22 protein-coding genes and 3 pseudogenes are annotated in these 22,816 nt (G+C 41.1%); 11 read left to right on the top strand and 14 right to left on the bottom strand.

Features of this window, described 5'->3' with window-relative positions:
* Nucleotides 1-214 precede the first annotated feature (214 nt).
* Both IQ274_RS33585 and IQ274_RS33590 read left to right on the top strand, forming a co-directional pair.
* Nucleotides 215-451 (top strand): hypothetical protein, encoded by a 237-nt coding sequence (locus IQ274_RS33585; RefSeq protein ID WP_163937305.1) that lies wholly within the window; start codon nt 215-217, stop codon nt 449-451.
* Nucleotides 452-559: 108 nt separating this feature from the next.
* Entirely contained in the window at nt 560-1,069 is a 510-nt protein-coding gene (locus IQ274_RS33590) for a GNAT family N-acetyltransferase (RefSeq protein WP_163937302.1), read from the top strand.
* A 109-nt stretch (nt 1,070-1,178) separates the two neighbouring features.
* Here IQ274_RS33590 and IQ274_RS33595 read toward each other — a convergent pair whose 3' ends face one another.
* Nucleotides 1,179-1,484, bottom strand: coding sequence for a hypothetical protein (locus tag IQ274_RS33595; RefSeq protein WP_163937298.1), 306 nt, complete (start codon nt 1,482-1,484; stop codon nt 1,179-1,181).
* 35 nt (nt 1,485-1,519) lie between these two features.
* Here IQ274_RS33595 and IQ274_RS33600 point away from each other — a divergent pair, with 35 nt between their 5' ends.
* Nucleotides 1,520-1,780: a hypothetical protein gene (locus tag IQ274_RS33600; protein ID WP_163937294.1), complete on the top strand. Its 261-nt coding sequence runs from the start codon at nt 1,520-1,522 to the stop codon at nt 1,778-1,780.
* A gap of 178 nt (nt 1,781-1,958) precedes the next feature.
* Here IQ274_RS33600 and IQ274_RS33605 read toward each other — a convergent pair whose 3' ends face one another.
* The 6 genes from IQ274_RS33605 to IQ274_RS33630 form a co-directional block, all read right to left on the bottom strand.
* Entirely contained in the window at nt 1,959-2,762 is an 804-nt protein-coding gene (locus IQ274_RS33605; protein WP_194144896.1) for a phosphate ABC transporter ATP-binding protein, read from the bottom strand.
* A complete protein-coding gene (gene pstA / locus IQ274_RS33610; RefSeq protein WP_194144897.1) occupies nt 2,759-3,601 on the bottom strand; it encodes a phosphate ABC transporter permease PstA in 843 nt (280 codons plus the stop codon). The genes IQ274_RS33605 and pstA overlap by 4 nt, the downstream gene beginning before the upstream one ends.
* Nucleotides 3,594-4,448 carry a phosphate ABC transporter permease subunit PstC gene (gene pstC / locus IQ274_RS33615; RefSeq protein WP_228058563.1) on the bottom strand — a complete coding sequence of 285 codons (855 nt, stop codon included), beginning with the start codon at nt 4,446-4,448 and terminating at the stop codon, nt 3,594-3,596. The genes pstA and pstC overlap by 8 nt, the downstream gene beginning before the upstream one ends.
* Entirely contained in the window at nt 4,429-5,283 is an 855-nt protein-coding gene (locus IQ274_RS33620; RefSeq protein ID WP_163937283.1) for a phosphate ABC transporter substrate-binding protein, read from the bottom strand. Before IQ274_RS33620 ends, pstC begins: the two co-directional genes overlap by 20 nt.
* 21 nt (nt 5,284-5,304) lie before the next feature.
* The gene (locus IQ274_RS33625; RefSeq protein ID WP_163937280.1) at nt 5,305-5,610 is read right to left on the bottom strand and encodes an ArsR/SmtB family transcription factor; all 306 of its coding nucleotides are present in this window, start codon (nt 5,608-5,610) and stop codon (nt 5,305-5,307) included.
* A 151-nt stretch (nt 5,611-5,761) separates the two neighbouring features.
* On the bottom strand, nt 5,762-6,193 hold the full coding sequence (locus tag IQ274_RS33630) for a GNAT family acetyltransferase (protein ID WP_163937277.1): 432 nt from the start codon (nt 6,191-6,193) through the stop codon (nt 5,762-5,764).
* A gap of 463 nt (nt 6,194-6,656) precedes the next feature.
* Between IQ274_RS33630 and IQ274_RS33635 the strand changes: the two genes are divergently transcribed.
* The 3 genes from IQ274_RS33635 (at nt 6,657) to IQ274_RS33645 (ending at nt 10,831) form a co-directional block, all read left to right on the top strand.
* Nucleotides 6,657-8,564 carry an ABC transporter ATP-binding protein gene (locus tag IQ274_RS33635; RefSeq protein WP_194144899.1) on the top strand — a complete coding sequence of 636 codons (1,908 nt, stop codon included), beginning with the start codon at nt 6,657-6,659 and terminating at the stop codon, nt 8,562-8,564.
* Between the two features lie 211 nt (nt 8,565-8,775).
* Nucleotides 8,776-10,527 (top strand): ABC transporter ATP-binding protein, encoded by a 1,752-nt coding sequence (locus IQ274_RS33640; RefSeq protein WP_194144900.1) that lies wholly within the window; start codon nt 8,776-8,778, stop codon nt 10,525-10,527.
* 4 nt (nt 10,528-10,531) lie between these two features.
* Complete coding sequence (locus tag IQ274_RS33645; RefSeq protein ID WP_194144901.1) at nt 10,532-10,831, top strand: hypothetical protein; 300 nt, start codon at nt 10,532-10,534, stop codon at nt 10,829-10,831.
* A gap of 252 nt (nt 10,832-11,083) precedes the next feature.
* Here IQ274_RS33645 and IQ274_RS33650 read toward each other — a convergent pair.
* The 5 genes and pseudogenes from IQ274_RS33650 to IQ274_RS33665 all read right to left on the bottom strand — a co-directional run.
* A pseudogene (locus IQ274_RS33650) lies at nt 11,084-11,332 on the bottom strand (sensor histidine kinase); the annotation flags it as partial.
* The gene (locus IQ274_RS38185; protein ID WP_416209865.1) at nt 11,289-11,444 is read right to left on the bottom strand and encodes a hypothetical protein; all 156 of its coding nucleotides are present in this window, start codon (nt 11,442-11,444) and stop codon (nt 11,289-11,291) included. The pseudogene IQ274_RS33650 and the gene IQ274_RS38185, both read right to left, overlap by 44 nt.
* A complete protein-coding gene (gene galT, locus IQ274_RS33655; protein ID WP_194144902.1) occupies nt 11,437-12,507 on the bottom strand; it encodes a galactose-1-phosphate uridylyltransferase in 1,071 nt (356 codons plus the stop codon). Before galT ends, IQ274_RS38185 begins: the two co-directional genes overlap by 8 nt.
* Nucleotides 12,486-13,169 carry a hypothetical protein gene (locus IQ274_RS33660; RefSeq protein WP_228058564.1) on the bottom strand — a complete coding sequence of 228 codons (684 nt, stop codon included), beginning with the start codon at nt 13,167-13,169 and terminating at the stop codon, nt 12,486-12,488. The genes galT and IQ274_RS33660 overlap by 22 nt, the downstream gene beginning before the upstream one ends.
* Nucleotides 13,124-14,032: an IS630 family transposase gene (locus IQ274_RS33665; RefSeq protein ID WP_194144903.1), complete on the bottom strand. Its 909-nt coding sequence runs from the start codon at nt 14,030-14,032 to the stop codon at nt 13,124-13,126. The genes IQ274_RS33660 and IQ274_RS33665 overlap by 46 nt, the downstream gene beginning before the upstream one ends.
* 69 nt (nt 14,033-14,101) lie before the next feature.
* Between IQ274_RS33665 and IQ274_RS33670 the strand changes: the two are divergent.
* Nucleotides 14,102-14,341, top strand: a pseudogene (locus IQ274_RS33670) (IS66 family transposase); the annotation flags it as partial.
* A gap of 944 nt (nt 14,342-15,285) precedes the next feature.
* On the opposite strand, the gene IQ274_RS33675 reads toward IQ274_RS33670, so the two are convergent.
* Entirely contained in the window at nt 15,286-15,984 is a 699-nt protein-coding gene (locus IQ274_RS33675) for a response regulator transcription factor (protein WP_163939549.1), read from the bottom strand.
* Between the two features lie 106 nt (nt 15,985-16,090).
* Here IQ274_RS33675 and IQ274_RS33680 point away from each other — a divergent pair, with 106 nt between their 5' ends.
* On the top strand, nt 16,091-17,485 hold the full coding sequence (locus tag IQ274_RS33680; protein WP_175587031.1) for an ATP-binding protein: 1,395 nt from the start codon (nt 16,091-16,093) through the stop codon (nt 17,483-17,485).
* 93 nt (nt 17,486-17,578) lie between these two features.
* Nucleotides 17,579-18,634 (top strand): annotated as a pseudogene (locus tag IQ274_RS33685) (IS630 family transposase).
* Between the two features lie 402 nt (nt 18,635-19,036).
* Here the strand turns inward: IQ274_RS33685 and IQ274_RS33690 are convergent.
* Nucleotides 19,037-20,608 carry an adenosine deaminase gene (locus IQ274_RS33690; RefSeq protein WP_194144904.1) on the bottom strand — a complete coding sequence of 524 codons (1,572 nt, stop codon included), beginning with the start codon at nt 20,606-20,608 and terminating at the stop codon, nt 19,037-19,039.
* A 322-nt stretch (nt 20,609-20,930) separates the two neighbouring features.
* On the opposite strand from IQ274_RS33690, the gene IQ274_RS33695 reads away from it, so the two are divergent.
* A complete protein-coding gene (locus IQ274_RS33695; RefSeq protein ID WP_194144905.1) occupies nt 20,931-21,920 on the top strand; it encodes an adenosine kinase in 990 nt (329 codons plus the stop codon).
* Between the two features lie 535 nt (nt 21,921-22,455).
* Entirely contained in the window at nt 22,456-22,635 is a 180-nt protein-coding gene (locus IQ274_RS33700) for a hypothetical protein (protein ID WP_163938763.1), read from the top strand.
* Nucleotides 22,636-22,816 lie beyond the last annotated feature (181 nt).

A 22,816-nucleotide genomic window follows, 5' to 3' on the forward strand; every position in this document is an offset into this window, starting at 1 on the left:
AAAGATTGTTGTGATTAACGTTCCAAAGTCTATGCTAGTCATGGGGGAAGTCTGAGTTGAAAAGCTGGTAACTTTCATCTTCTTACTTCTCCCGCCTTTTTTCCTAATTCACATTAGGCGTAACTTATAAATTTATAGAATTCGTAGGATTTTAAACGGAAACTTATTTTAGTTGATGTAGTTTCAAAATAAGACTTATATTATCTGTTGAACAATGCCAAGTAATTACTTTACATCAATAGAAGAAAGAGAAAAAATATTTTGCACAGAACTGGTTAAGTACGGTGTGGAGTATGAAAAAGCGGTTATAGCAGCTAAAATTATAGCTTCTGGACAAGGGGATGAGCATTTATCACCCTCAGAGATAAAAATTGTTAAAGATGCTTGCAAAAAGTGGTCAGAACAAAATCAGCGCTTAAAGCGTTTGAAAGCTGTTGTAAATCAAATTTAGTGTAAGTTGACAACAAGTTTCATGCAGTACCCAGGAAGCAATAGGAACAATCAGCCCAATTTCATCAGCATAATAAATAGTTAGACATCAATAACTTGGTGTTCGACTATGAAAGTTCTTGAAACAGAGCGTTTAGTTCTTCGTCGGTTGACAGTTGAAGATAGCGAGTTCATTCTTGAGATATTGAATGACCCTTTGTGGTTGCGCTTTATTGGTGATAAAGGTGTGAGAACTCTTGATGATGCTCGTGAATATATTTTGAAGAATCTGGTTGCTATGTATGAGCGTCTCGGTTTCGGATTGTATTTGGTTGAGCTAAAGGGGAAGAGCGTCTCGATTGGAATTTGCGGTTTGATAAAAAGAGATTCCTTGGAGGATGTGGATGTTGGGTTTGCCTTTCTTCCTAAGTTCCGGGGAAAAGGATACGCCTATGAATCTGCTTCTGCTGTCATCATGTATGGGAGAAGAACCTTCGGCTTAACTCGTATTGTCGCTATCACTACACCGGACAATTATGGTTCAGCAAAGCTGCTCAAAAAACTAGGACTAAGCTTTGAGCGAATGATTAAACTATCTGATGATAGTAAAAGTGTTAGTTTGTTCATTTCTGATGTCTAACAATTGCAGTGCAGCGGATTTAAGAAAGCCACTCGTGTTGAGTTGGACTTTTTAGCAACCTCTGACCGCAGCTGTTATGCCGCGAATTTCAGTTACGGTCGAAAGCATTTCACAAGCTCATCAACGATTGCAATTGTGTGTCTGAATTATCTCCCAATTCCTGTTGTAATTGGGATAGTTGATTTTCTAACGCTTCAGCAATCTGAATGAGATTCGATTCTGGGGCTATTTTTAGCTTCATGGCAAGACCATCTGGCAGCCAAGAAGCTAAATGGCTGAAATTCTTCCACTCTACATTTGATGATTTTGGACTATGAGTCATACTAAAAAAAGGCTCATAATTCCAGCAATCACTAACTATATTTCCAAGCAGCCATTTTGCTAAGGAGATAGTTGCAACTGGATTGACATTCATTATTGATGAAAACTTATTAGTAGGGAGGTGAAGCCATGAACCAGTCTCATGAGGAAGACAAAAATAAATTCCTTGACCCTCGTGGTCGCTACTACGGACAAGTTAAACCAGAAAACTTAGTGTTTAATGCTAACTTGCAAGAATTTGCTCAAAAAGTTGGCATGATCACCAGTTTAGAAAGCAATGGTAAGCTTGACCCAGAAGATGCTTATCAGCAAATTAAGGGACTTTGGAAACAGTTAAAGCATAGTAAGAAGGAACTGGGAATTGGTGAGGAGCCATCAGCAACAGCCTGAAGTTATTCTAACTTTGGGGTAATCACCTCAAACTCATTGCGCCTGAGTGACACTAGAGTTAAATTAATGGTCAACTAACTAATGGCACGCTTGTAAACGTGAAATTATCGCTAGGTCTGGGTGTGGGGGGTTGGGTGTCGGGTGTAGGAAACAATATTTACCAGTGTGGATGTGAAGACTACCCGCGAATACCATTCACATAACCAGCCGTTAAATCGTTCTGTGGTGCGGTAAAAATCTGTTCGACTGTACCATACTCGATTAATCTTCCCATTTCTGCTTGTACCCAAAACAGGGCAGCGTAATCGCCAATGCGTCTAGCTTGAGCGAGGTTGTGAGTGACAATTATCACTGTGTAACGTCCTCGCAAACTGGCAATTAAATCCTCAACTACCCCGCTAGAAATCGGATCGAGGGCGCTACAGGGTTCATCAAATAATAAAACTTCTGGTTGCAGGACTAAAGCACGAGCAATACACAAACGCTGCTTTTGTCCACCAGACAGAGATAAGGCAGAGGTATGGAGTCGATCCTTGACTTCGTTCCACAGTCCGACATCTTGAAGTGTGGTTTCAATCAGCCAATCAAGTTTTTCGCGGTTTTTGATCCCGTGTTCTTGTAGTGGAAATGCCAGATTCTTCCAGATTGAGAAGGGGAAAGGATTAGGCTTTTGAAAGATGGTACCCACACGCCGACGTAGGGCGATCGCATCTATCCGATTATTAAGAATTTCTAAACCATCTAAACGAATGCTTCCTACAACTTTGGTATGAGGTATTAAATCAGTCAAGCGATTGAGACAACTCAAAAAACTGGTTTTGCCACAACCAGAAGGCCCCACCAGTGCAGTAATCTTACCTGCTGCGATCGGCATGGTTACGTCTGTAAAAGCAGCTTTTTTGCCATAATATAAACTCAGTTGCTCGGTTTGCATTGAAGGCAGAGATAACCGAGAATTTTGTCTAAGTTGCGATTTGTTCATGAAGATGTAATCCTTCTACCTAACCAAAATTGGGCTGTCCACGTTGCGATACCATTTACCAGCAACAATAAAATCAACAACACCAAGGCAGAGGCGTAGGCGTTAGCATCCCCGCCAGCTACATTCATTGATAAATCGAAAATGTGAATCGATAGCGATCGCCCAGAATCAAGTAATGACTCTGGCATTCGATCTACATAACCACTGGTAAAAATCAGTGCGGCTGTCTCAGCGATCGCTCTGCCAATTCCCAGAACCAGACCCACAACTAATCCAGGTGTCGCTACTGGTAATAGCAATTTGCCTAATGTGGTAGTGCGTGATAATCCTAAAGCCGCAGCCCCTAATCGATAATCAGCCGGAACACTCCGAAATCCTGCTTCTGTGGAACGAATCAGAATTGGCAACACCATACAAGCCAAAGTCAACCCACCGGACAAAATCGAAAAGCCTAATCCCAACTGAATCGAGAAAAATGCGTTACCAAACAAGCCAAAAACAATAGATGGGACTCCCGCCAACACATCCAAACTGCGACGCACTAAACGCCCAAAGACACTTTCAGTGGCTGTAAACTCGGCTAACAGTACGGCAGTACCAACACCAAGGGGGAGAGAAACCGCCATACAAACCCCCAATATCAGACAAGTAGAAATCAGAATCGGGGCAATTCCTCCTTCGCGTCCCGCATTTCGAGGTTCAGTTGTCAAAAATTCCCAGGAAATGTGCCCTACACCGTGCCACACGATATCGCCTAAAATCCAGCAGAAAATGGCACTGACAAATAAAGCGATCGCCCAAAGGACAAGAGTAGGTAGTGGAAGCGATTTTTTAGCCATAAATGTTTTTCCTGCTTATAACTTCGGCAACGCCTACTAAAGCGACGATCGCCACCATCAGCAACAAGCCACTGACAAACAGTGCTGAACGGTGATTTCCTGTGGCATAAGCCATTTCTAAAGCAATATTGGCAGTGAGGGTGCGAAGGGGGTCAAATAAGCTTGTGGGTATTTGGACGACATTGCCACAAACCATCAAAACTGCCATTGTTTCGCCAATAGCCCGTCCCGTTCCTAAAATCAAACCAGTAAATATACCAGACTTAGCAGCCGTTAAAACAACGCTTCTGATTGTTGCCCAGCGAGAAATTCCTAAAGCGGCTGCACCCTGTAAATACTCAGTCGGGACTTCAGAAAAACTGGCTTGTGCTGTTAAGGTGATCATTGGCAAAATCATTAATGTCAAAATAGCGATTCCCGCTAGGAGGCTTGCTCCTGGTGGTTGGAATTTACCAATCAGTGGCACGAGGACGACCAAACCCCAGAACCCGTAAACTACAGAAGGAATACCTGCCAGTAACTCAATTAACTGCCGATAAAATCCGCCAACCAAAGGAGGAGCATAATACTGACAAAATATTGCCGAGCCAATCCCTAAAGGTGCAGCCAACAGTACAGAACCTAGTGTCACCAACAGACTTCCCCACAGCATCGGCATCAGGTTATATAATCCTTCAGCTGGATGCCAAGAGCGATCACTGAGAAAACGCAACCATCCTACCTGTCGCAGTATCGGCAATGCTTCGAGTAATAAGAATCCGGTAATTAAGACAACAATAATACTTGTGATGAGAGCTAATAATCGTAATATCCACAGGAGAACGATATCACTTTGAGACGGGGACAAAATCTTGCTTTTTAACAATTTCATGGACTTGCGGCGACTGTGCAAACTCAATAAATGCTCCCTCTAACCCTGCCGGTTGAGTTTTAGTAACCAAATTCAGGGGACGGGAAAGTGGAAACTTCCCATTTCGGACATTTTCTGTGGTAGCTGCGACTCCATTCAAAGGCAATAACTTAATCGGATCGCCGTTGTTGATACTAAATTCAGCAGTACCAATAGATACATATCCAATGGCGTTAGGATTACCTGCTACTGTCTTAATGCCTTGCTGATTGTCCCCAATCACAACTGATGATTTGATATCGCTATTCTTGAGTTTGAAGTAGCCAAGAAACAATTCGAGCGTAGAACGTCCCTCAGCTTTGTTGACAACTGTAATCGGTGCATTTTTGCCACTAACTTGTTGCCAGTTGTTAATCTTACCAGTGTAAATATCGATAACTTGTTGATTTGAGAGGGATTTTATAAAATTTTCTTTATGCAAAATAATGCCAATTCCATCGCGGGCAATAGCAAAAGCTTGTAAGTCTTTCTCCTCCTCTTTGAGGCTACGAGATGCCATCCCAATATTGGCAACGCCTGTACGCGCATCAGCAATACCGCGAGATGAACCTCCTGTTTGCACATCCACTCGTACATCAGGATGCTCTGATTCAAATCGCTTACCAATTTCTGCTGCCAACGGTGCTACTGTACTAGAGCCTGTTAAAACTAACTTTCCCTGTAATTGATTGGTTGGTTGAGTAGCTGTTTTTGAAGATTGCGTACAAGATAGTAGTCCCAAGCAAATTGTGAAACCGACATTAATAAATGCTAGGGTTTTGAGTTGTTTCATCGAAAAATTGCGTCTAAATTTTTATTCAAAACAGAGCAGACAACAGCCTAAATCAATTGCTTTACCAGTGTTGACCTGTCGAATCGTCGGTACAAAATGATAAAGTACTGCCTTGCCATCTCGTGTCGCCTCCACAAAACCTGCTTCCCGCAAAATTTTCAAATGGTGCGATAACAAACTCTGCTCTAGCTTCAAGACAGCATTCAGTTCTCCGACGTGTTTCGGGCCTTCCATGAGAATTTTCACAACAGATAGACGTGTCGTATCTGCTAAAGCTTTAAGTTGACGGGCGCAAAAGTCTGTAGATGATGCATTTTTAAAGTTCATCACTTATCCTTGCTATGGCTTGAATAATCATTGATATGAAAAATTTTTCAAACCTTCTAGAGTCTATCATATTTCTTTTTCCAGAGTGATAGAAAGTGCGGAACAGGATCGCACAATTACAGACTATGCATGAATAGCATCGCAATTCAGATCATGACTCATCGGATTCAAGACGTTTGCCCAAGCTGATAACATCGTCAACAACATATCCCAAACGTTCATAAAATCTAATAACTTCGCTATTTGTAGTCCGCACTAGCAAATTAATTTTCGGACAACCTGCTTCCACAAGAAGTTGTTCGGCTTCTAAAATCATCAACCTTCCAATTCCTTGACGCTGATATTGTGGGGCAACTGCAAGGTAATTTATCCAACCTCGATGCCCCTCATACCCTGCCATAACTGTTGCTATAAGCTTCTGCCCAGTTGTACCTACAAGAAAAAGATGGGGTTGTACACAAAGCTTTCGCTCAATGTCCCTTTTGGGATCATTCCAGGGTCGAGTTAAACCACACCGTATCCATAAGGCAATGACGGCAGACTCATCAGTAAGTTCAAAAGTTCGGATCTCTATATCTGCCATCGTAATCATGCTATTTGCATAGCATCGCTATGATCACACTACCTTGATAAACCATCCCGTTGATTTACGCCCGACACAAAGCATAAGCCAAGAATTAACTAATCATTCTCATAGCAAGAATTGCTATATATTTTTCTGCTTGCTTTTTACTCTGGTTCATGAGACTATTAAACTTCATTAAATACGATAACTTGACCGATTAACAGTATTTTGTTCAAAGTGGTTCCAGTAACTAAAACAAGCAGTTGGAAATAGAAGAAGTAAAATATCAGCTTAATCTTGAATCAAGAAGACCGGAAATTTACAGATTGCTCTAGTAGCAAATATATCAAAAAAGCAATGATTACATGACCTAGCGAAAAACTAACTTTGCCACAACTAAAAGCAACCTGTAAAGCAGTCACAAATCTATATACAAGACTGATCTAACTTGTTAATGCCATTCGTCCTGGGGGATCAAACTATGACATCATCAAAGACCTCTAACATTTTTGGTCGGCTTGACCCCTTTGAAGTATCAATCAATAAGCGTAACTCCTTTGTCAGCAATGTCTGGCGACTGCGGCACTGGATGGCTCCGTATCGCTGGCGCATTGCGTTAGCTCTGCTGTTTGCAATGCTTTCGGCTACATCTGCCGTTTTGATACCAGTTGTAGTAAGCCGGGTGGTAGTGGACGGGATCTTGATGCATAATTACCGGACTGATCTACCAGATTATGGACAAACGGCATTAATCCAATGGTTAGCAACTACATTAAACACTGAACAAATAATTGCTGCCGCCCTTGTTGGTTTACTGTGGGTACTGCTGTGGTCTGGCTTTGGGTATGCCTTCCGCTCTCAGCTGTCTTATGCGGCACTGTTGGGTTTGAGTGACTTGCGCCGCGATTTGTTTGCCCATGTCGAGCATTTGCCATCTGCTTTTTACGATCGGGTTATGGTCGGGCAGGTATTGACCCGGATCGCTAACGATATCGAGAGTTTGTCCGAACTTTTGACTGGTGTCGGTGCGTTGGCTGGAGAATTAATTCCATTGGTTGTTGCTGTAAGCGTAATGTTATCTTTGGATGCGATGCTTACCGTAAAACTATCACCTTTGATGTTGTTTGTGGCGGGTGTAATCGTAATTTTTAGACGTTATTCTAGTTCGATCTATCAGGTCATCCGTGCCACCTTATCGCGTCTCAACGAGCATTTGCACGAACACTTATCGGGAATTGAAATTGTGCAAATGTCCGGGCGAGAAGCACTGAGCTTTCAACAGTACTCTGCTATTAACCAAGCCAATAAAGTAGCCGAGACTAAGGCTATCATGGCAGAGACTGTATACAATCCGATCATCGACAACATATCCTATTTAGCGATCGCTAGTATCTTTTGGTTAGGTGGGCAACACGTACTGAACCAGACTACTACCCTGGGATCGGTCGTGTTGTTCTTGCAATTTAGCGATATGTTGTTCCGTCCGATTGTGGCTTTGGGGGATCAAGCAAATGCGGTGTTTCGAGCGGCGGCAGCAAGCGATCGCATATTTGGGTTGTTGGACTGGAACGAATCTTTGTCCGTGCCGTTGCAACCTGTACCCTTACCTGAAGGTTTGCAAGGTCGAATTGAGTTTCGCGATCTGAATTTTTGTTATGAAAACGGCGAAACAGTTATTCGTCACTTCAGTCTTTCTGTAGCACCAGGAGAAAACATCGCCATCGTCGGGCCCACTGGTTCTGGCAAGACAACATTGACGCGGCTCATCTGTCGTTTCTACGATGTGCCTGAAAATAGCTTATTCATAGATGGCATCGACATCATGCAGATAGATCCTGCACAGATCCGCAAGCGTGTAGGTATTATCTTTCAAGACTTTCATCTTTTCCCTGGTACTGTCTATGACAACATCGCCTTGGGTAATCCAACTATTACGCGGGAAGATGCTCGAAAAGCCGCTGAACTGATACAGACCCTAGATTTCATTGAAGCCTTGCCACTAGGCTTTGATACGGTATTGGAAGACCGTGGCCAAAATCTATCGCAAGGACAACGCCAGTTATTAGCGTTTACTCGTGTCATTGCCTTAAATCCTGAAATTCTGATTCTGGATGAAGCCACTGCTAGTATTGATCCGGAAACTGAAGCTGCTATACAAGCAGCTTTGGTGAAAGTAACAGCCAACAGAACTTCTATCACCATTGCCCACAGATTACAAACTATTCGCCGAGCAGACCGCATTGTGGTTTTAAATCATGGTCAACTAGTGGAGGTAGGAAACCACAAGGAATTAATGCTTCGTAATGGTTTTTATAAAACCCTTTATGAAGCGCAATTGTACAAACGTAGACGTGAAAACACATCATCCCGCCTAACTCAGGATGTCTAAATATTGAGGCAATTTTTCAGAAATACGTTTGTACAAAAAATGAATCTTAACTAAGCTGATTTGCCAACTGTATTAACTTTATTATTTGATTGGGAATTACAGGCTGTAAGTCTTATTAATATAAATTGCTGTTATTGAGTAATTTGATAAAATAATTGCTTTTATCTAATAGAAATATTTCTCTATACAGCCAAATTCAACTGATAAGAAAATGAAATCAAATTTACATACTTTAACTGTGTTGCAGCGAATTTTTTACTACTTCCAACCTTATCGTTTTCAGTGGTTAATAGCAGTAATAGCTCTTCTGAGTGTTCATATTGTTGAAGCTGTCATTCCTATCTATTTGAAAGTCGGTATCGATTTGATTTCAAAACAGGATAAAAATATTTTATTACCGACTCTGGTGATCCTTGGCTTGACAGTTGTGCGCTTTGCTATCTTGCACTTTGGTCGTCGCAAAAATGCACTAATTTCAATTTACATATCTTATGATTTACGGCAAGCATTCTATGCACACTTACAAAGGCTTGGTCGTGGCTTCTATGCAAACTATCATTTAGGTGACTTGATTGCACGAGCGACTAATGACATGGAATCCATTCGTCGCTTTTTCCGATCTGGTGTGCATCGATTAGTGAGCCTTATTGCTGTGACGTTGATTGCCCCAATTTTTATGTTACAACAATCGCTCCAGTTGACATTGTTGCTCCTTCCTTTGCTAGTAGTAATAGTTGTTAACGGCTGGTATTTAGCTGGGCGTATTTTGTTGGCATCGGCAGCGGTACAAGCGGGTTTTGGTAAGTTGACAGAAACAGTACAGCAAAACCTCAAGGGTATTCGTACCATTCAGTCTCATGCCCAGGAAGAGCGTGAGATTAACCATTTTACAGGCGTGTCAAATTCTTATGCGCTAGCTCATCAAAAGTTGATCAATTTGAACGCTATTCTCACTGCCTCCATTGTTCTGGGTAGTGGTCTGATGACCTTAATTGTTGTTGGTGTGGGTGGTAAGCAAGTCTTAGCTGGGCAAATCAGTGTCGGCACGCTGACAGCTTTCATCTTTTATTTGGCAATGATTTTGGGGGTGATCAAGGAAAGCAGTTTTGTTATGTATGCTTTGCTCAATGCCATTACTGCTGCAACCAGAGTATTTGAGATTATGGATGAAAAGCCAGAGATTGAAGATGTTCCAACAGGCTTATCAGCCCAGCCGATCAATGGCGAAATTGCAGTTGAAAATCTATTGTATAGTTACCCAGTTAGTGCTGGGCTGGCATCGCGTCTGGTTCTAGAACAGATATCCCTGAGTATCAGCCCTGGCGAAATGATTGCCATCATCGGTCGTGTAGGCTCTGGCAAATCTACCTTGTTGCGACTGCTGGCCAGGCAATTGGACCCTAATAGCGGACAAATCAAATTGGATGGGCAAGATTTAAAAGACGTTCCACTGAATCACTTGCGTCAGAATCTGTCATTTGTACCCCAAGATGCTTTCTTATTTGCAGCACCAATTTCAGAAAATATTTCATTCGATAAGCCAGATCGACCACCCGAATCTATTTGGCAGGCTGCTCGATATGCACAGCTTGAAGCAACAATTAATAAATTTAGTGCAGGTTTATCCACATTGATTGGCGAGCGTGGGGTAACTTTATCAGGTGGACAGAAACAAAGAACCAGCCTAGCTCGTGGGCTGATTCGCCAGACCCCCATCTTGCTGTTAGACGATTGTTTTTCTGCATTAGATACTAAAACTGAGGCTTTAGTTCTATCGCAATTGCGAGCGATCAGGAATGGACTTACTACAGTATTAGTTTCTCACCGTTTGTTGGCGACACGTTATGTAGATAGGATATACGTACTTGAGCAAGGGCGTATCGTGGAAGCTGGCAGCCATAACGAGCTAATTGCCCAGGATAGTTATTACGCCAAGCTAATTAGTATGCAAGACGAAGCTTGAACTGTTGTGGATCAAACTCAACCGCCCACCCCTCGCCCCCAAAAGACACTCCACCCTCAGCCTGACCCCACCGCCGCCAACCCCGGCAGCAACCGCCCCCGATAGAATTCCTGCTGTAACCCCGAAAGAACCACCAGCACCCCAAGTTCTGACCAATCGCCCAAATCCTCGCCATGCAGAGATACCCGGTAATACCCGCAGGGGATGCGATGCCTACGGCAACCCGAAGGGGGAACGCACATCACAGGATAACCCAATGCGTGACATTTCTCGATTAGCGACAATACCAAAGGTGGATATCTAAGAACTCTTGCATAAATATTTTGTGGTATAATTAAGGGCTATATTAATTTCAGCTTTGGGACATTAAAATAGTGAGAGGTTATCATTTTCTTATAGAAAGCATTATCTGGTGATTGTTAATTAAAAATATCTCAGCAAACATCACTCCAATTGGAGAAGCCAATGCCTGAAAGCCTTTGAAAGCTTTATTTTTCAGTTTTTGGCTATAAATTTTAGTTTCTGTTAGAAAAGAAAAGCTCAAAACTTTATCAAATCAAAGTTTCAGAGTTTCGCTTTGATTATTTTTTTCCGAAAGTGACAAAACAGGGATTAGGGGAATTGTAATTATAAATTCTGTACCTTTATTAGGAGAGGAAATACATTCTAATGTTCCCTGATGTTTTTGAGTAATTATTTGGTAACTAATAGATAAGCCTAAGCCTGTGCCTTTCCCGACAGGTTTTGTGGTAAAAAAGGGGTCAAACAGTTGCTTTTGAATATTTTCCGGGATACCGCAGCAGTTCAAGTAAATCTTGGGTGTACTCATTGGCAGGGGTTAAATTACCATAGATAAAATTCACGGGGTTATTGATTTCGTGAGCTACACCTGCCACTAACTGCCCCAAACTAGACATTTTGTAGTTCCTTCGCTTTCTCCTCCGGTAAAGCATCATTGGCAAACATCCCGGCTGCGAGTTCCGTTCCTGCCAGATATTTCAGCCTTTCGCTTGTTCGATATGGTGGAAAAAACTCGGCGTGTAAATGCGCTTCGGGATGGGCTAAACCGTCAGTTGGTGCTTGGAACCAAGCCATCAAGTAAGGAAACGGGCGATTCCACAAGCCATCATACTTGAGAGTGACAGTTTTTAAGGCTTTGGCAAGTCCCCAACGTTGTTGTGGGGTAAGATCCATAAAAGTGCTAACTGGCTCTTTTGGTGCAATCCAAATTTCAAAGGGGTAACGAGCGCATACTGGGACAAATGCGATCGCATACTCATCTTGATAAATAATCCGTTGATTGTCTGCAATTTCCTTCTGAATCAAGTCTTGCAGTAAAACCCGCCGATGTTTTTCATAATACTCCTGCTGCATTGACAGCATCCGCACCGGAACAAGCGGTATAAAAGGATAGGCGTAAATTTGCCCGTGGGGATGGTGCAATGTTACACCTACCTCTACACCTTTATTTTCAAAAGGCAACACATACTGAATTTGGGGATTTAGTCCTAGTTCGCGGGTGCGATCGCCCCACACTTCCAACAACAAATCTAAATGATCCAACTCTAAGGAACTCAAGGAGGCGCGAGCATCTTGAGTAAAAACCACTACCTCACAGGCTCCATTAGCTGGTAACGTTTCCACGATGGTATCAGGTGAATTGTTGGCTGTCGGACTTATTGAGGGAAAGCGATTATCAAACACTGCCACGTCATACTTACCTTGGGGTAGTTCCGTTGGGAACTCAGGGTTGGTGGTAGGTGCGAGGGGATTATATTCTGGGGGCGGCATGAATGTTCGCCCTTGACGGTGACTAGCATAAGCTACCCATTCCCCCCGCAAGGGGTGCCAGCGCAGGTGGGGATTAGCTTGCACTGGCTCATTACTAGGGCTAGGGGCTTCTAACTGACTAGTAATTGGGTAGTGACTGTATAACTTGAGTTTGCGTCCGTCGGGCTTTAACAGCTTGTGGGAGTACATAATCCTTGTCCTGAGAGGGTTGCAGCGCGGATCGCCTCAATAGGAAATTTCGGAGTGCGATCGCCATACAATAAACCGTTAGCTTCTTGAAAGGTATCCGTTAATTGTGTGTAACAGAATCCGCTAAATAGCTCAATGTTATTAACGGTTTCAAGCAGAGCAGCGTATTTCATTTGTAATTCGGAGATATTCGAGCAGTTTTCATATCCCCAAGCTTGATCTGCGTTAGGTTGGTCAAGAGGGGCATAAGCAATACCACCAAACTCGGTCAACATCACTGGTTGTCCCTGATGAGGATAGTTATCCAAGGTGAGGATACGTCCTCCAGGACGGCTACGCTCAAATAGATCCGATATCTGAATATCCGGTCTGTAACGATGGGCTAATCGCTCAGGCTGGCGTTCATAGTCGTGAATAGCAAGGATGTCGGTATCAGTACTTTCCCAACCGTCGTTACCAATTACTGGGCGACTCGGATCGAGAGTTTTAGTTAGGTGATACATTGCCAACACGTAGTTACGATGAGCTGCCGTTTCAACCAAATTTGGCACACCCCAAGATTCATTACAGCAATTTTCAGGTAAATAGACCACAGTGATTAAACCAACCGAGAGCATCATCTTCGGTAATGTAATTGACAGCAAGCGCCATTGCAAGGCCATCGTGATTCCAGTGTACGTGCTTCGCAGGAACGGAGAAATTGCTTTAGTTTCGACCAACAAAGTTCTATAGGGGATAAATCAGGAGAATAAGGGGGCAAAAACTTGATTTTTGCACCGACTGACTCGATTGCCACTCTGACACGTTCGGCGTGATGAACCCGGAGATTATCCATGACCACGATTGCCCCTTTCCATAACTGAGGTATTAATATCTCAGTTAGATAAGTGAGGAATACATCAGTATTTGTACTTCCTGGTACAGTCATGGCTGCAACCAGCCCATCAAGGTTTAAAGCACCAATCAAAGAAACGTTTCCACCCTTACTTCCAGGTATACTATCAACTGCTCGTTCGCCATTCACTGCTCTAGCGAACAAGCGTGACATCGATAAATTCAATCCAGCTTCATCGACGAATATCAGATTTCTGACATCAATTTTGTCTAAAGTTCGCCGATAGTCATGTCTTAATTCTTGTACTCTTGGGGTATCTTGCTCGCTGGCATAAAGACTTTTTTTTACACGTAAGCCTAATTTTTCTACCGCACGATGCATTGTACTAATACTTACACTAATCCCTGTGCGTTCTGCATAGCGGTCGCATAATTCTCTGAGTAGCAAATCATTTTTTTCCTCAACTAAAGACTGGATAAAGCCTAGATGCTCGTTTTGAATCGTTGGCTTTTGATATCCTCCACGTCGTTTTGCCTCGATTTGTCCATTTGTTCGATACTGAGATAGTAGATTTCTTACAAATGACAAGCTGACCTTAAATCTTTGCGCCAACTGGCGTTGAGAGCCTTCTTTGGCTTTCCACGCTCTAATCACACGCTCACGCAAATCCTTTGAGTAAGATACTGGCATCTATTCATACAATATTATTTCTTCAGTCTAACTTAGTTTGTGGTTCAATTACCTGAAAATAGCTGTAAATTACAGGCGTTCTTAGGATGGGTAAACAATTATGCACACATGCCTTATGAAAAACAGCAAGAAATGTTGTGGGAATTAGGGCAAGTTGAAATTGGGTTAGGAACGTTAGTCGCAACTAATGAACGAATCCAACAAGCGATTGAACCGAGCGTTAGTGAGTTAAGTAATTGGGTAAAACAGACACAACCTAACATTCATGTGGATGAAACGCCTTGGTCAGTCAAAGGAATCAAAGAATGGTTCGATTTTCAATAAGTTTCAGCCCACAAGCTAAAACCTGGGGCTATATATTAATACAGTTGATTTAAGCTTGATAGATATAGTTGAAATCCAGATAATGAGAGATCCAATCCACTATATAAAATCTACCACTGCCACGAGCATAGCTTTTGCTGTTAATATTCATGAAAAGTTTTGACTCCATTTAATGAAAAAAGTGTAGTCTTATGCATCCTGTATAATTGCTTAAATATTCAATAGCCTAATCTCACTTTAGAAATCGCAATAATAACCAAAAGTTTTGTTTGCTAAATTTAAAACTTTCAAGTTTTAGGTTTACTTGTTGAGGTAGTAAAGTCAAAAATTGAATTTATTAGATATTTATGTTCTTGAGGGCTAAGATTACAATTTTTATAATATTCATTCAGGAAGTCAATGATGGTTAAACTTGCAGATTCTAGTTTTACCCTTTTCCTAGCCGCTTTGAGAGCCTGATACAATCTAGGATAAGCATGATTATTGCTAATCCCTATTTGCTCATCTGGTGTCCAACACTTAAATACGTAACCTTCAGACAACGGAATTAATTCAATTAACCATCCACTATATGAATCTCGCAATTTTATCCTACTACTCTTTTCCCTACCCATTGATTAGTATTTTCGCTTTTTTTCTATGTACAAATAATAAAGGTATAACCTATGTATATAATTACTGTGCAGAATTTGTGTAGATTTTGTGTAGGCAAAAAAGCACAATAAATTTATGTAATAAATTACGAAATATTAATGTATTCTTATGTTTGTATAAGTTCAAAAAGTATTAGAAAATACTATAGGACTCATATCTGATTTTTGAATAAGATTTCAGATAAAACCCTTAAAAAACAGGTTTTTCAGTTTGAGTATGTTTTCAGAAATCAAATCCGAGTCCTATATGATAATTGTTATATTTTTGGAGAAAGATTATTTCTGCTTGAGACGATAGCCTAATCCATGAACTGTTTCAATAAAATTTTCTGGCGCACCTAAAGCTCTGAGCTTTTGTCGAAGACATCTAATATGAGAGCGAACAGTCTCCTCTACTGGAGAATCATCTACTGCCCAAACCTGCTCAATAATGCTAGAACGACTCAGTACACGTCTGCCATTAGCAACCAGCAATTCTAAAATGGCATACTCTTTTAGTGTTAATGTCAATGGATAAGAATCATAAGTAGCCTCATAAGTACTGAGATTTAGGTGTAACTTCTCCCAAGATAAATTCATTGTGCTTGCGGAGCTACCACGTCTGAGTAAGGCACGTACACGAGCCATTAACTCTTCTAAATCAAATGGTTTAGCAACATAATCATCTGCTCCTGCGTCTAAACCAGCAATTTTATCAGCTACAGTATCACGAGCTGTCAACATCAGCACTGGGGCGCTAGTGTTTTGATATACTGGATTAGTCGTGCTAGCAGTACGCAACCTTTGACAAAATCGGATGCCATCTAGCCTTGGTAAAGTTACATCCAATACCACCAAGTCGTACTTAAATAATTCTGCTGAATTCCAAGCTGCTTCTCCATCTTTAGCAACATCTACTACATACTGCCGTCTAATTAAAGCTTCTGTAAGTACCTCTGCCAGTTGAATATCATCTTCAACTACAAGAATTCGCATAATTTATTCCTTTGTTTAGCAGTAGGTAAGTATTAGTTTAAATTTATCACGGATGCTCAGATTATAATATTCAATCTTTTTCTTTTTTAGAGAATATCTTAACTTTATGATGTGGCAATTTATCAAATGGTTTCCCCAACGGAAATGGATAGCTGGAGGTTTTGCTTTAACTTTATTGCTTATGGGAATAGTTACTTTCGCTTCTTTTAAGAATACAATTGAAATCAAACAGGGTGCTAATAAGGTGCAGAATACTTATCAGACCCTCAATACTTTGACAAATTTTTCTGCGGCAATGACATCGGCAGAATCAGCACGACGAGGATACATATTTTTGGGAAGTGAACAAGATTTAAAGCGTTATCAAAATGAAAGAATAAATATACAATCTCAACTCAAGCTGTTAAAAGAACAAATACATCCTAGTTTGAGCCAGCAACAAAAATTTACACAGATGAACTCGTTGGTTAATGAAAGATTAGCTCTTTTGAAACAATCGATAGAACTTTATCAAAAAGATAAAACAGCATTAGAAGAACAAACTAATATTACTGCTCGTAGTGTTAAGCTTCGACAAGACATCTTACGTATAATAGCAAATATTGAAGCTGAAGAACAACGTTATTTACAAAGTTCTCTAGAAGAATCTGAGAACAGCATTCACTTGAGAATCTTAATGGAAATAGTAGGAACTATTTTAAGTTTCGCAGTAATTTTTAGCTTATGTATTATTCTTGTTCGGCAATGGATAAAACGCGAAAAAATTGAGTCTTTAGAATTTTCACTAGCGCAGCAAAAAGAATTAGGAGAATTAAAAATCCGCTTGTTTTCGATGATTTCTCATGAATTTCGTACACCTTTAAGCATCATTTTGCTATCATCTCAATTATTGCAAGAGATTCTTGAGAAATTGGTAGATGAGAAGCAGTTAAAAAATCTTTATCGGATTCAGTCTTCAGCCAAATTAATGAATCACCTGCTGACAGATATATTGACCTTAACAAGATCAGAAGCGGGGAAGTTGGATTACAAGCCTCAATTAATTAATCTAGAAAATTTCTGCTTAAATTTGGTAGAAGATTTACAAATTTTTGGTACAACACCACATTTAATAGAGTTTAGAAATCATGGGCAGTGTTTTCGAGCTAATCTAGATGAAAAACTGCTGTATTCCATCCTCAGTAACTTACTTTTAAATGCTATTAAGTACTCATCTCCTAAAAGTAAGATATACTTGGTTTTAAACTCAAAAGCAGAGGCTGTATTTTTTCAAGTAATAGACCAAGGAATAGGTATTCCAACAACAGAACAAGAACAAATTTACGAGCCTTTTTATCGAGGTCAAAATGTGAATAATATTGTTGGTACGGGACTAGGTTTAGCGGTTGTTAAAAAGTGTGTAGAACGACACAAAGGAGAAATCTATTTAGAAAGTCAAGTAGGAGTTGGAACTACATTTACTATTAAAATTTCTCATAAAAATATCGTAACATCTGCCTAAATAATTAAAGCTATTAAGTAAGTCGGCATAAAAAAACGAAACTATGTGAAGATAAGTAAACACGTAGGATATATCTACTAAGGTCACTTGTATATGGGCGCTCGTTTAAGGGTATTCCTCACTCGTGAGCAAGACCGCAGCCTGCTAAAACTTAGAACTGCGGATGTGCCACAGAAAGTAAAAGACAGAGCAGAAGTCATCAGATTGAATGCACATGGTTGGTACGTAGAAAAAATAGCAGATCATTTTAATTGGACTCCACAAACAGTTAGAGAAGTCTTACATAAATGGCAGAAGTTGGGAGTGGAAGGTCTTTGGGAATTAACCGGTCGAGGGGTAAAACCAAAGTTGAGTGAAGTTGACATCATATTTTTAGAAGAATGCCTTAAAAAAGAGCCACGCACCTACAACAGTCGCCAACTCACCGAGAAATTAGAACGCGATCGCTCCATTAAAATGAGTCCCGACAGATTAAGACGGGTACTTAAAAAAAGGGGGTCATTTGGAAACGAGCAAGGAAGAGTCATAAAGGAAAACAAGACCCAGTAGTACGAGCGCAGAAACTCTTCAGTCCTAGAAATGCTGGAATTAGCTGCTGCCAGTGGAGAAATAGATTTAAAATTTTTGGATGAATCAGGGTTTTGTGCATGGAGTGAGCCGGGTTATAGCTATTACTTTAGAGGTGAGCAAAAACGGCTAGAACAAACCAAACGCCGTGGTAGGAGATTAAGTATTATTGGGTTTCTTCAACCTTTTATTAGCTTTATTTACGGTTTGGTTATTGGTGGCGTTGACAGAAAATCTTATATCCAGATGATGGAGGAAGAAGCACTTCAAGCCGAAAAATCTGGGCGCATCAAAGTAATAGTGCAAGACAACGGCCCAATACATCGGTGCAGAGAGGTACAGCAGTTATGGTCTAAGTGGGAAAAGATGGGATTGTATATCTTCTTTCTACCCAAATATTGCTCCGAAATGAATCCAATTGAATTGGAGTGGCAGCACCTCAAAAAAAATGAATTATCAGGACAAGTGTTTGACGATGAATTAGACCTTGCCTATGGAGTAATAAATGGTATTCAAGCTAGAGGAGAGCGAGGAAACTATACTATAGAACGTGTTAAATTTTACTCGAACAATTCTCCTTAACTTTTCGTTACATAGCTATAAATTTTTCCGCCGACTTACTTATGCGATCGCAATTGGTGTCGGTTCACTTCCCAGAATGATTGCCGCAGCTTTGAGCGCTTAGGTATTGTTCATAGCGTTGGCAAGATTCTTCAAAGCCATGCCCATCAATCGTAGACATTCTTGGGCGTTCTCTTTGGGTGGCTCAACAGCTAGTGATGGCGTACCCGCCCGCCGGATACCGTTGGCAAATGTAATACATGCTTGTATGTGAAAGTATTATGTAAGCTCAAACCTTCAATCTGCCGTTGCAGCTTTTAGTTGTAACACTTTTGTTTATGTGTTTGTAACACTTTCGCCAACAGTATCCCCGCCGTAGGTGATTGCAAATCGTTCGTTGTTCTACATTTTCATGAAAGTCAATCAAAGCCAGTTTTGCAATGACTCAAACCGAGCAAATTCCGACTCTAGCTGCCATTGAGTCCGTGCGCGATCGCTCTTGTGCAAAAAAGCACTGCACCCTTGAGAAACAGAGGTTTCACCAGGGGTATCGCTTGCACAAGCTGAAACCATTGCCTTAAACTCAGGCGACTCCCAGAGACTATTTCCCGGAGCGAAACTATATTCTAAGCTGTTGCGAACCAGTCGCTTAAGGTCTTTATATCCCAGCCTATATCTTGTTGCCGCTAATAGATACTCATGACTTAAATCGATGCGGGAAATGCCTTCATCATCGGAAGCAAGGGTCATTGGTACTCCAGCCTTCCAATACTCCCTAAAAGGATGCTGATCTCCCTGAACATTTAAAATAACCTCATTACTGGTCAGGCAGATTTCAACCAACACGCCGAGTCGCCGCATTTGCTCCATCAACTCGAAGGGACGCTCCTCAAAAAGAATATCCACACCATGTCCAATGCGAGATGCCTGTGCCACTTCTACAGCTTGCCGAATATGGAAACGTAAATACTCGGTTGGAACCAACCCCAGAGTTAACTCTCCAGCATGGAGCGTGACCTTGACATTGGGATATTGGCGTTTTAAAAATTGCAGCATTTGCATTTGCAGCGTGTAGTCACGCAGTGCAATCGGGTTATCTTCTGGGGCGACGAGATTGATGCCAACTACCCGCGAATCTGATGAATCTAGTGCAAAGGCATAAGCTAACTGAGCAAACACTTCAACGGGCGACTTTGTTCTTGTCGTTTGCTGCAAATAGCGCACTGTCACTGCACATCCAGGTTGTGCCGATGGAGTGCCGCAACTGAGTGTTTTCGAAACTTCGCGCTCCAACTGTGCAAATTGCTGGTTGCCGAGTGTCACTAATTTGCTTAATCCTCGTTTGAGCAATTGACGGTGCATCAGAGCAAAATCTTTATTCCAACCAACTTCACGCCCTAGCTGTCGAACCTCACTACCCTGAACGGTAAGCATTAACTCTAGATAGGTAATATGCTGCGAAGCTGCCCGATTTGCTACTGACGCGACCATATCATCCCGACGGCTCATAGAATCTGATATTGACCCAAAACCACTAAAAGCCTCAAAAAATTGGTCGTGTCCTGATTTTCCAGCAAATTGGAGGTTACGAGTAGACCAACGATTTATTAGGGAATCATAAACAGATGTTCGATTTAACAATTCTGAGGCGAGAAAATAGCTACTGTCCTGACTGCAAGCTAATGGTTCAACTAAAGCCCCCGCCTTTGGATTCACACAATACCCATCGGTGGCAGCCCACTCCAGATAGTGTTCTGCGTACACAGCCCCGCTTAGATGACTGTGGATATCTCCACCCTTCGGCATTCGTTGTACAAATGCTCGTAAAGCGGCTGGCTGGGCGCGATGGGCTTCAAACCAACTAGCAGTTTCAGCTTCACTCCGAGTCGAGGACTGCTGCGAATTAGATGGGACTTGGGCTGCTACACTCAAGATCAAACAGCTAGAACTCGTTAATACTCCTAAAAACAAATATAAGGGCGCTCGTCTATGCATATAGATTTATTTTTTTATCCAACATGACCATAATTATCTGCTGAAATTGCCGCATTATTGTAGCGTTTATCTGCGGTAACAAGCATTGAAACACCGATAAATGATTCTGAGGAGTGATTACCTCTGAACCGAGAAGTCCTGCTTGAAAATAAACAACCCGCTTTCGGAGATAATTTTCTTTGCACAGATCAAACTGCTATAGCCCAAAGACACTGAAAAAATGCGGGTCTACGAAATTATCGACAAGTAACTCTTATCTGTTATCTATCTGTTATTATCAGTTCTGTTCGAGTCAGACAGAAATTATTCTCGGAGATAAACAATGGGCAAGAAATATGATGTTTATGGTGTCGGTAATGCCTTAGTAGATATAGAATACGAAGTATCTCCAGAGTTACTACAAGAGTTAAAGATTGATAAAGGTGTAATGACACTCATAGATGAAGATAGTCAAAATCATATTTTGGAAAATCTCAAAAATCTTCATTGCCATAAGAGTTGTGGAGGGTCAGCAGCGAACACAATGGTGGCAATTAGTCAACTAGGAGGAAAAGCTTTTTATTCCTGCAAAGTGGCTAATGATGAATTTGGAGACTTTTACATCAAAGATTTACTCAGTTCTCAGGTAGATACCAACTTAAAAAATGGCGACCGCCAATCAGGAATTACAGGTAAATGTTTAGTGTTAGTAACTCCCGATGCAGATCGCACCATGAATACATTTTTGGGAATTACTGAAAAATTTTCTACACAAGAATTAGTATCATCAGCAATTGCTGATTCAGAATATGTATATATCGAAGGATATTTAGTAACTTCTCCCACAGGAAAAGAAGCAGCTATAAAGGCTAGAGAAATAGCTGAAAAAGCGGGAGTAAAAACCACCATGTCCCTATCTGATTACAATATGGTGAAATTTTTTAAAGATGGTTTATTAGATATTATTGGGACTGGTTTAGACTTGATTTTTGCTAATGAAACTGAAGCATTAGAACTAGCAGATACAGAAGATTTTCAAGTAGCTGTAGACAAACTAAAAACCCTGAGTAAGAAATTTGCCATTACTCGTGGTGCCAAGGGTTCAGTAGTATTTGATGGTCAGAAATTAATCGAAATCACAGCACCTCAAGTAAAAGCTGTAGATACAGTGGGAGCAGGAGATATGTATGCAGGAGCTTTCCTCTATGGAATTACCCAAGGTATGAGCTATGAAGAAGCCGGAAAATTGGCATCGGCCGCAGCTTCTAAGATTGTTACATCCTATGGGCCAAGATTAAAAACTGAGGAATTAAAGGTATTAGTTACTGCTTAGAGGGTGTTTGAAAAGTTTTTAAGGGTCAAATTCTCTGCCAGCAGTATAAGCCTTCGTAACCAGCTAGGGAGTTGCACTCACCGGATCTAAAGCTTGGGTAAAGTTGAGTGGGGTAGGTAAATACCCAATATGTGAAGAGATACGACAAGTCATTCACAATGGTAATACTTTTACCTTTCCTTCTAAAAAAACTCTAGAACCAGTTATAGGCGAGGAAGTATTGACAACGCTAGAAGAGTGCTACTTTCATTTAATTAAGTCTCAAATTCAACATATATAAAAAACGGTAGATTCTTAATCTCTCTACCGTTTTTTATATATGTTGAATGCGGTACTCAAAAGTCAATTGATATTTTTCCTTGCTTTCTTGTCTTGGTGAATTTTGGATATTTATTTCTCCACAGGTGTTAATTTTAAAGGATACAATTGCTCCGAGCCATTTAATTGCCAAATTCTAAATACTACAGCAACGACAGTTAACCATACACAAGAAAGTGATAAAGTCATTCCCGCTAGAGGATTAGTTTGCCAATAAATGACCGTCACCACTACAGCTTTTAAATCTCAAAGCATTTACTGGTGTGAAGTTTGTGCCACAATGCTAGAAAGTCATCAGGAGGCTACAAAACTTAGACGCAAAGCAACAGAACAAGGTTTTGAAATGAACGTTTATGTTTCCTTGGAGTTGCTAGAGCGTAAACAGCAGCAACGCTGACAGCCAAATGAACAGCCAGACAGAAACGATGTCTACGAGCTAATCCAAAAGAGTAACTTACGCCTAATGTGAATTAAAGAGGTTGAGACTGGAAAGTGAGAACATTAATGCCAAAATGTCGGCGAAGCAACAAACGTAGTGTGTGAGATGCAATTTTGGCAGCAATATGTACACAAAAGCC

The sequence above is a fragment of the Nostoc sp. LEGE 12447 genome, assembly GCF_015206985.1.
Lineage (GTDB): Bacteria > Cyanobacteriota > Cyanobacteriia > Cyanobacteriales > Nostocaceae > Nostoc.

Excerpts from the sequence above, each read along its gene's own strand:
- IQ274_RS33585 (WP_163937305.1), top strand. The coding sequence starts at position 215 with ATGCCAAGTAATTACTTTACATCAATAGAAGAAAGAGAAAAAATATTT.
- IQ274_RS33590 (WP_163937302.1), top strand. The coding sequence starts at position 560 with ATGAAAGTTCTTGAAACAGAGCGTTTAGTTCTTCGTCGGTTGACAGTT.
- IQ274_RS33595 (WP_163937298.1), bottom strand. The coding sequence starts at position 1,484 with ATGAATGTCAATCCAGTTGCAACTATCTCCTTAGCAAAATGGCTGCTT.
- IQ274_RS33600 (WP_163937294.1), top strand. The coding sequence starts at position 1,520 with ATGAACCAGTCTCATGAGGAAGACAAAAATAAATTCCTTGACCCTCGT.
- IQ274_RS33605 (WP_194144896.1), bottom strand. The coding sequence starts at position 2,762 with ATGAACAAATCGCAACTTAGACAAAATTCTCGGTTATCTCTGCCTTCA.
- pstA (WP_194144897.1), bottom strand. The coding sequence starts at position 3,601 with ATGGCTAAAAAATCGCTTCCACTACCTACTCTTGTCCTTTGGGCGATC.
- IQ274_RS33620 (WP_163937283.1), bottom strand. The coding sequence starts at position 5,283 with ATGAAACAACTCAAAACCCTAGCATTTATTAATGTCGGTTTCACAATT.
- IQ274_RS33625 (WP_163937280.1), bottom strand. The coding sequence starts at position 5,610 with ATGAACTTTAAAAATGCATCATCTACAGACTTTTGCGCCCGTCAACTT.
- IQ274_RS33630 (WP_163937277.1), bottom strand. The coding sequence starts at position 6,193 with ATGGCAGATATAGAGATCCGAACTTTTGAACTTACTGATGAGTCTGCC.
- IQ274_RS33635 (WP_194144899.1), top strand. The coding sequence starts at position 6,657 with ATGACATCATCAAAGACCTCTAACATTTTTGGTCGGCTTGACCCCTTT.
- IQ274_RS33640 (WP_194144900.1), top strand. The coding sequence starts at position 8,776 with ATGAAATCAAATTTACATACTTTAACTGTGTTGCAGCGAATTTTTTAC.
- IQ274_RS38185 (WP_416209865.1), bottom strand. The coding sequence starts at position 11,444 with ATGTCTAGTTTGGGGCAGTTAGTGGCAGGTGTAGCTCACGAAATCAAT.
- galT (WP_194144902.1), bottom strand. The coding sequence starts at position 12,507 with ATGTACTCCCACAAGCTGTTAAAGCCCGACGGACGCAAACTCAAGTTA.
- IQ274_RS33660 (WP_228058564.1), bottom strand. The coding sequence starts at position 13,169 with ATGGCCTTGCAATGGCGCTTGCTGTCAATTACATTACCGAAGATGATG.
- IQ274_RS33665 (WP_194144903.1), bottom strand. The coding sequence starts at position 14,032 with ATGCCAGTATCTTACTCAAAGGATTTGCGTGAGCGTGTGATTAGAGCG.
- IQ274_RS33675 (WP_163939549.1), bottom strand. The coding sequence starts at position 15,984 with ATGCGAATTCTTGTAGTTGAAGATGATATTCAACTGGCAGAGGTACTT.
- IQ274_RS33680 (WP_175587031.1), top strand. The coding sequence starts at position 16,091 with ATGATGTGGCAATTTATCAAATGGTTTCCCCAACGGAAATGGATAGCT.
- IQ274_RS33690 (WP_194144904.1), bottom strand. The coding sequence starts at position 20,608 with ATGCATAGACGAGCGCCCTTATATTTGTTTTTAGGAGTATTAACGAGT.
- IQ274_RS33695 (WP_194144905.1), top strand. The coding sequence starts at position 20,931 with ATGGGCAAGAAATATGATGTTTATGGTGTCGGTAATGCCTTAGTAGAT.
- IQ274_RS33700 (WP_163938763.1), top strand. The coding sequence starts at position 22,456 with ATGACCGTCACCACTACAGCTTTTAAATCTCAAAGCATTTACTGGTGT.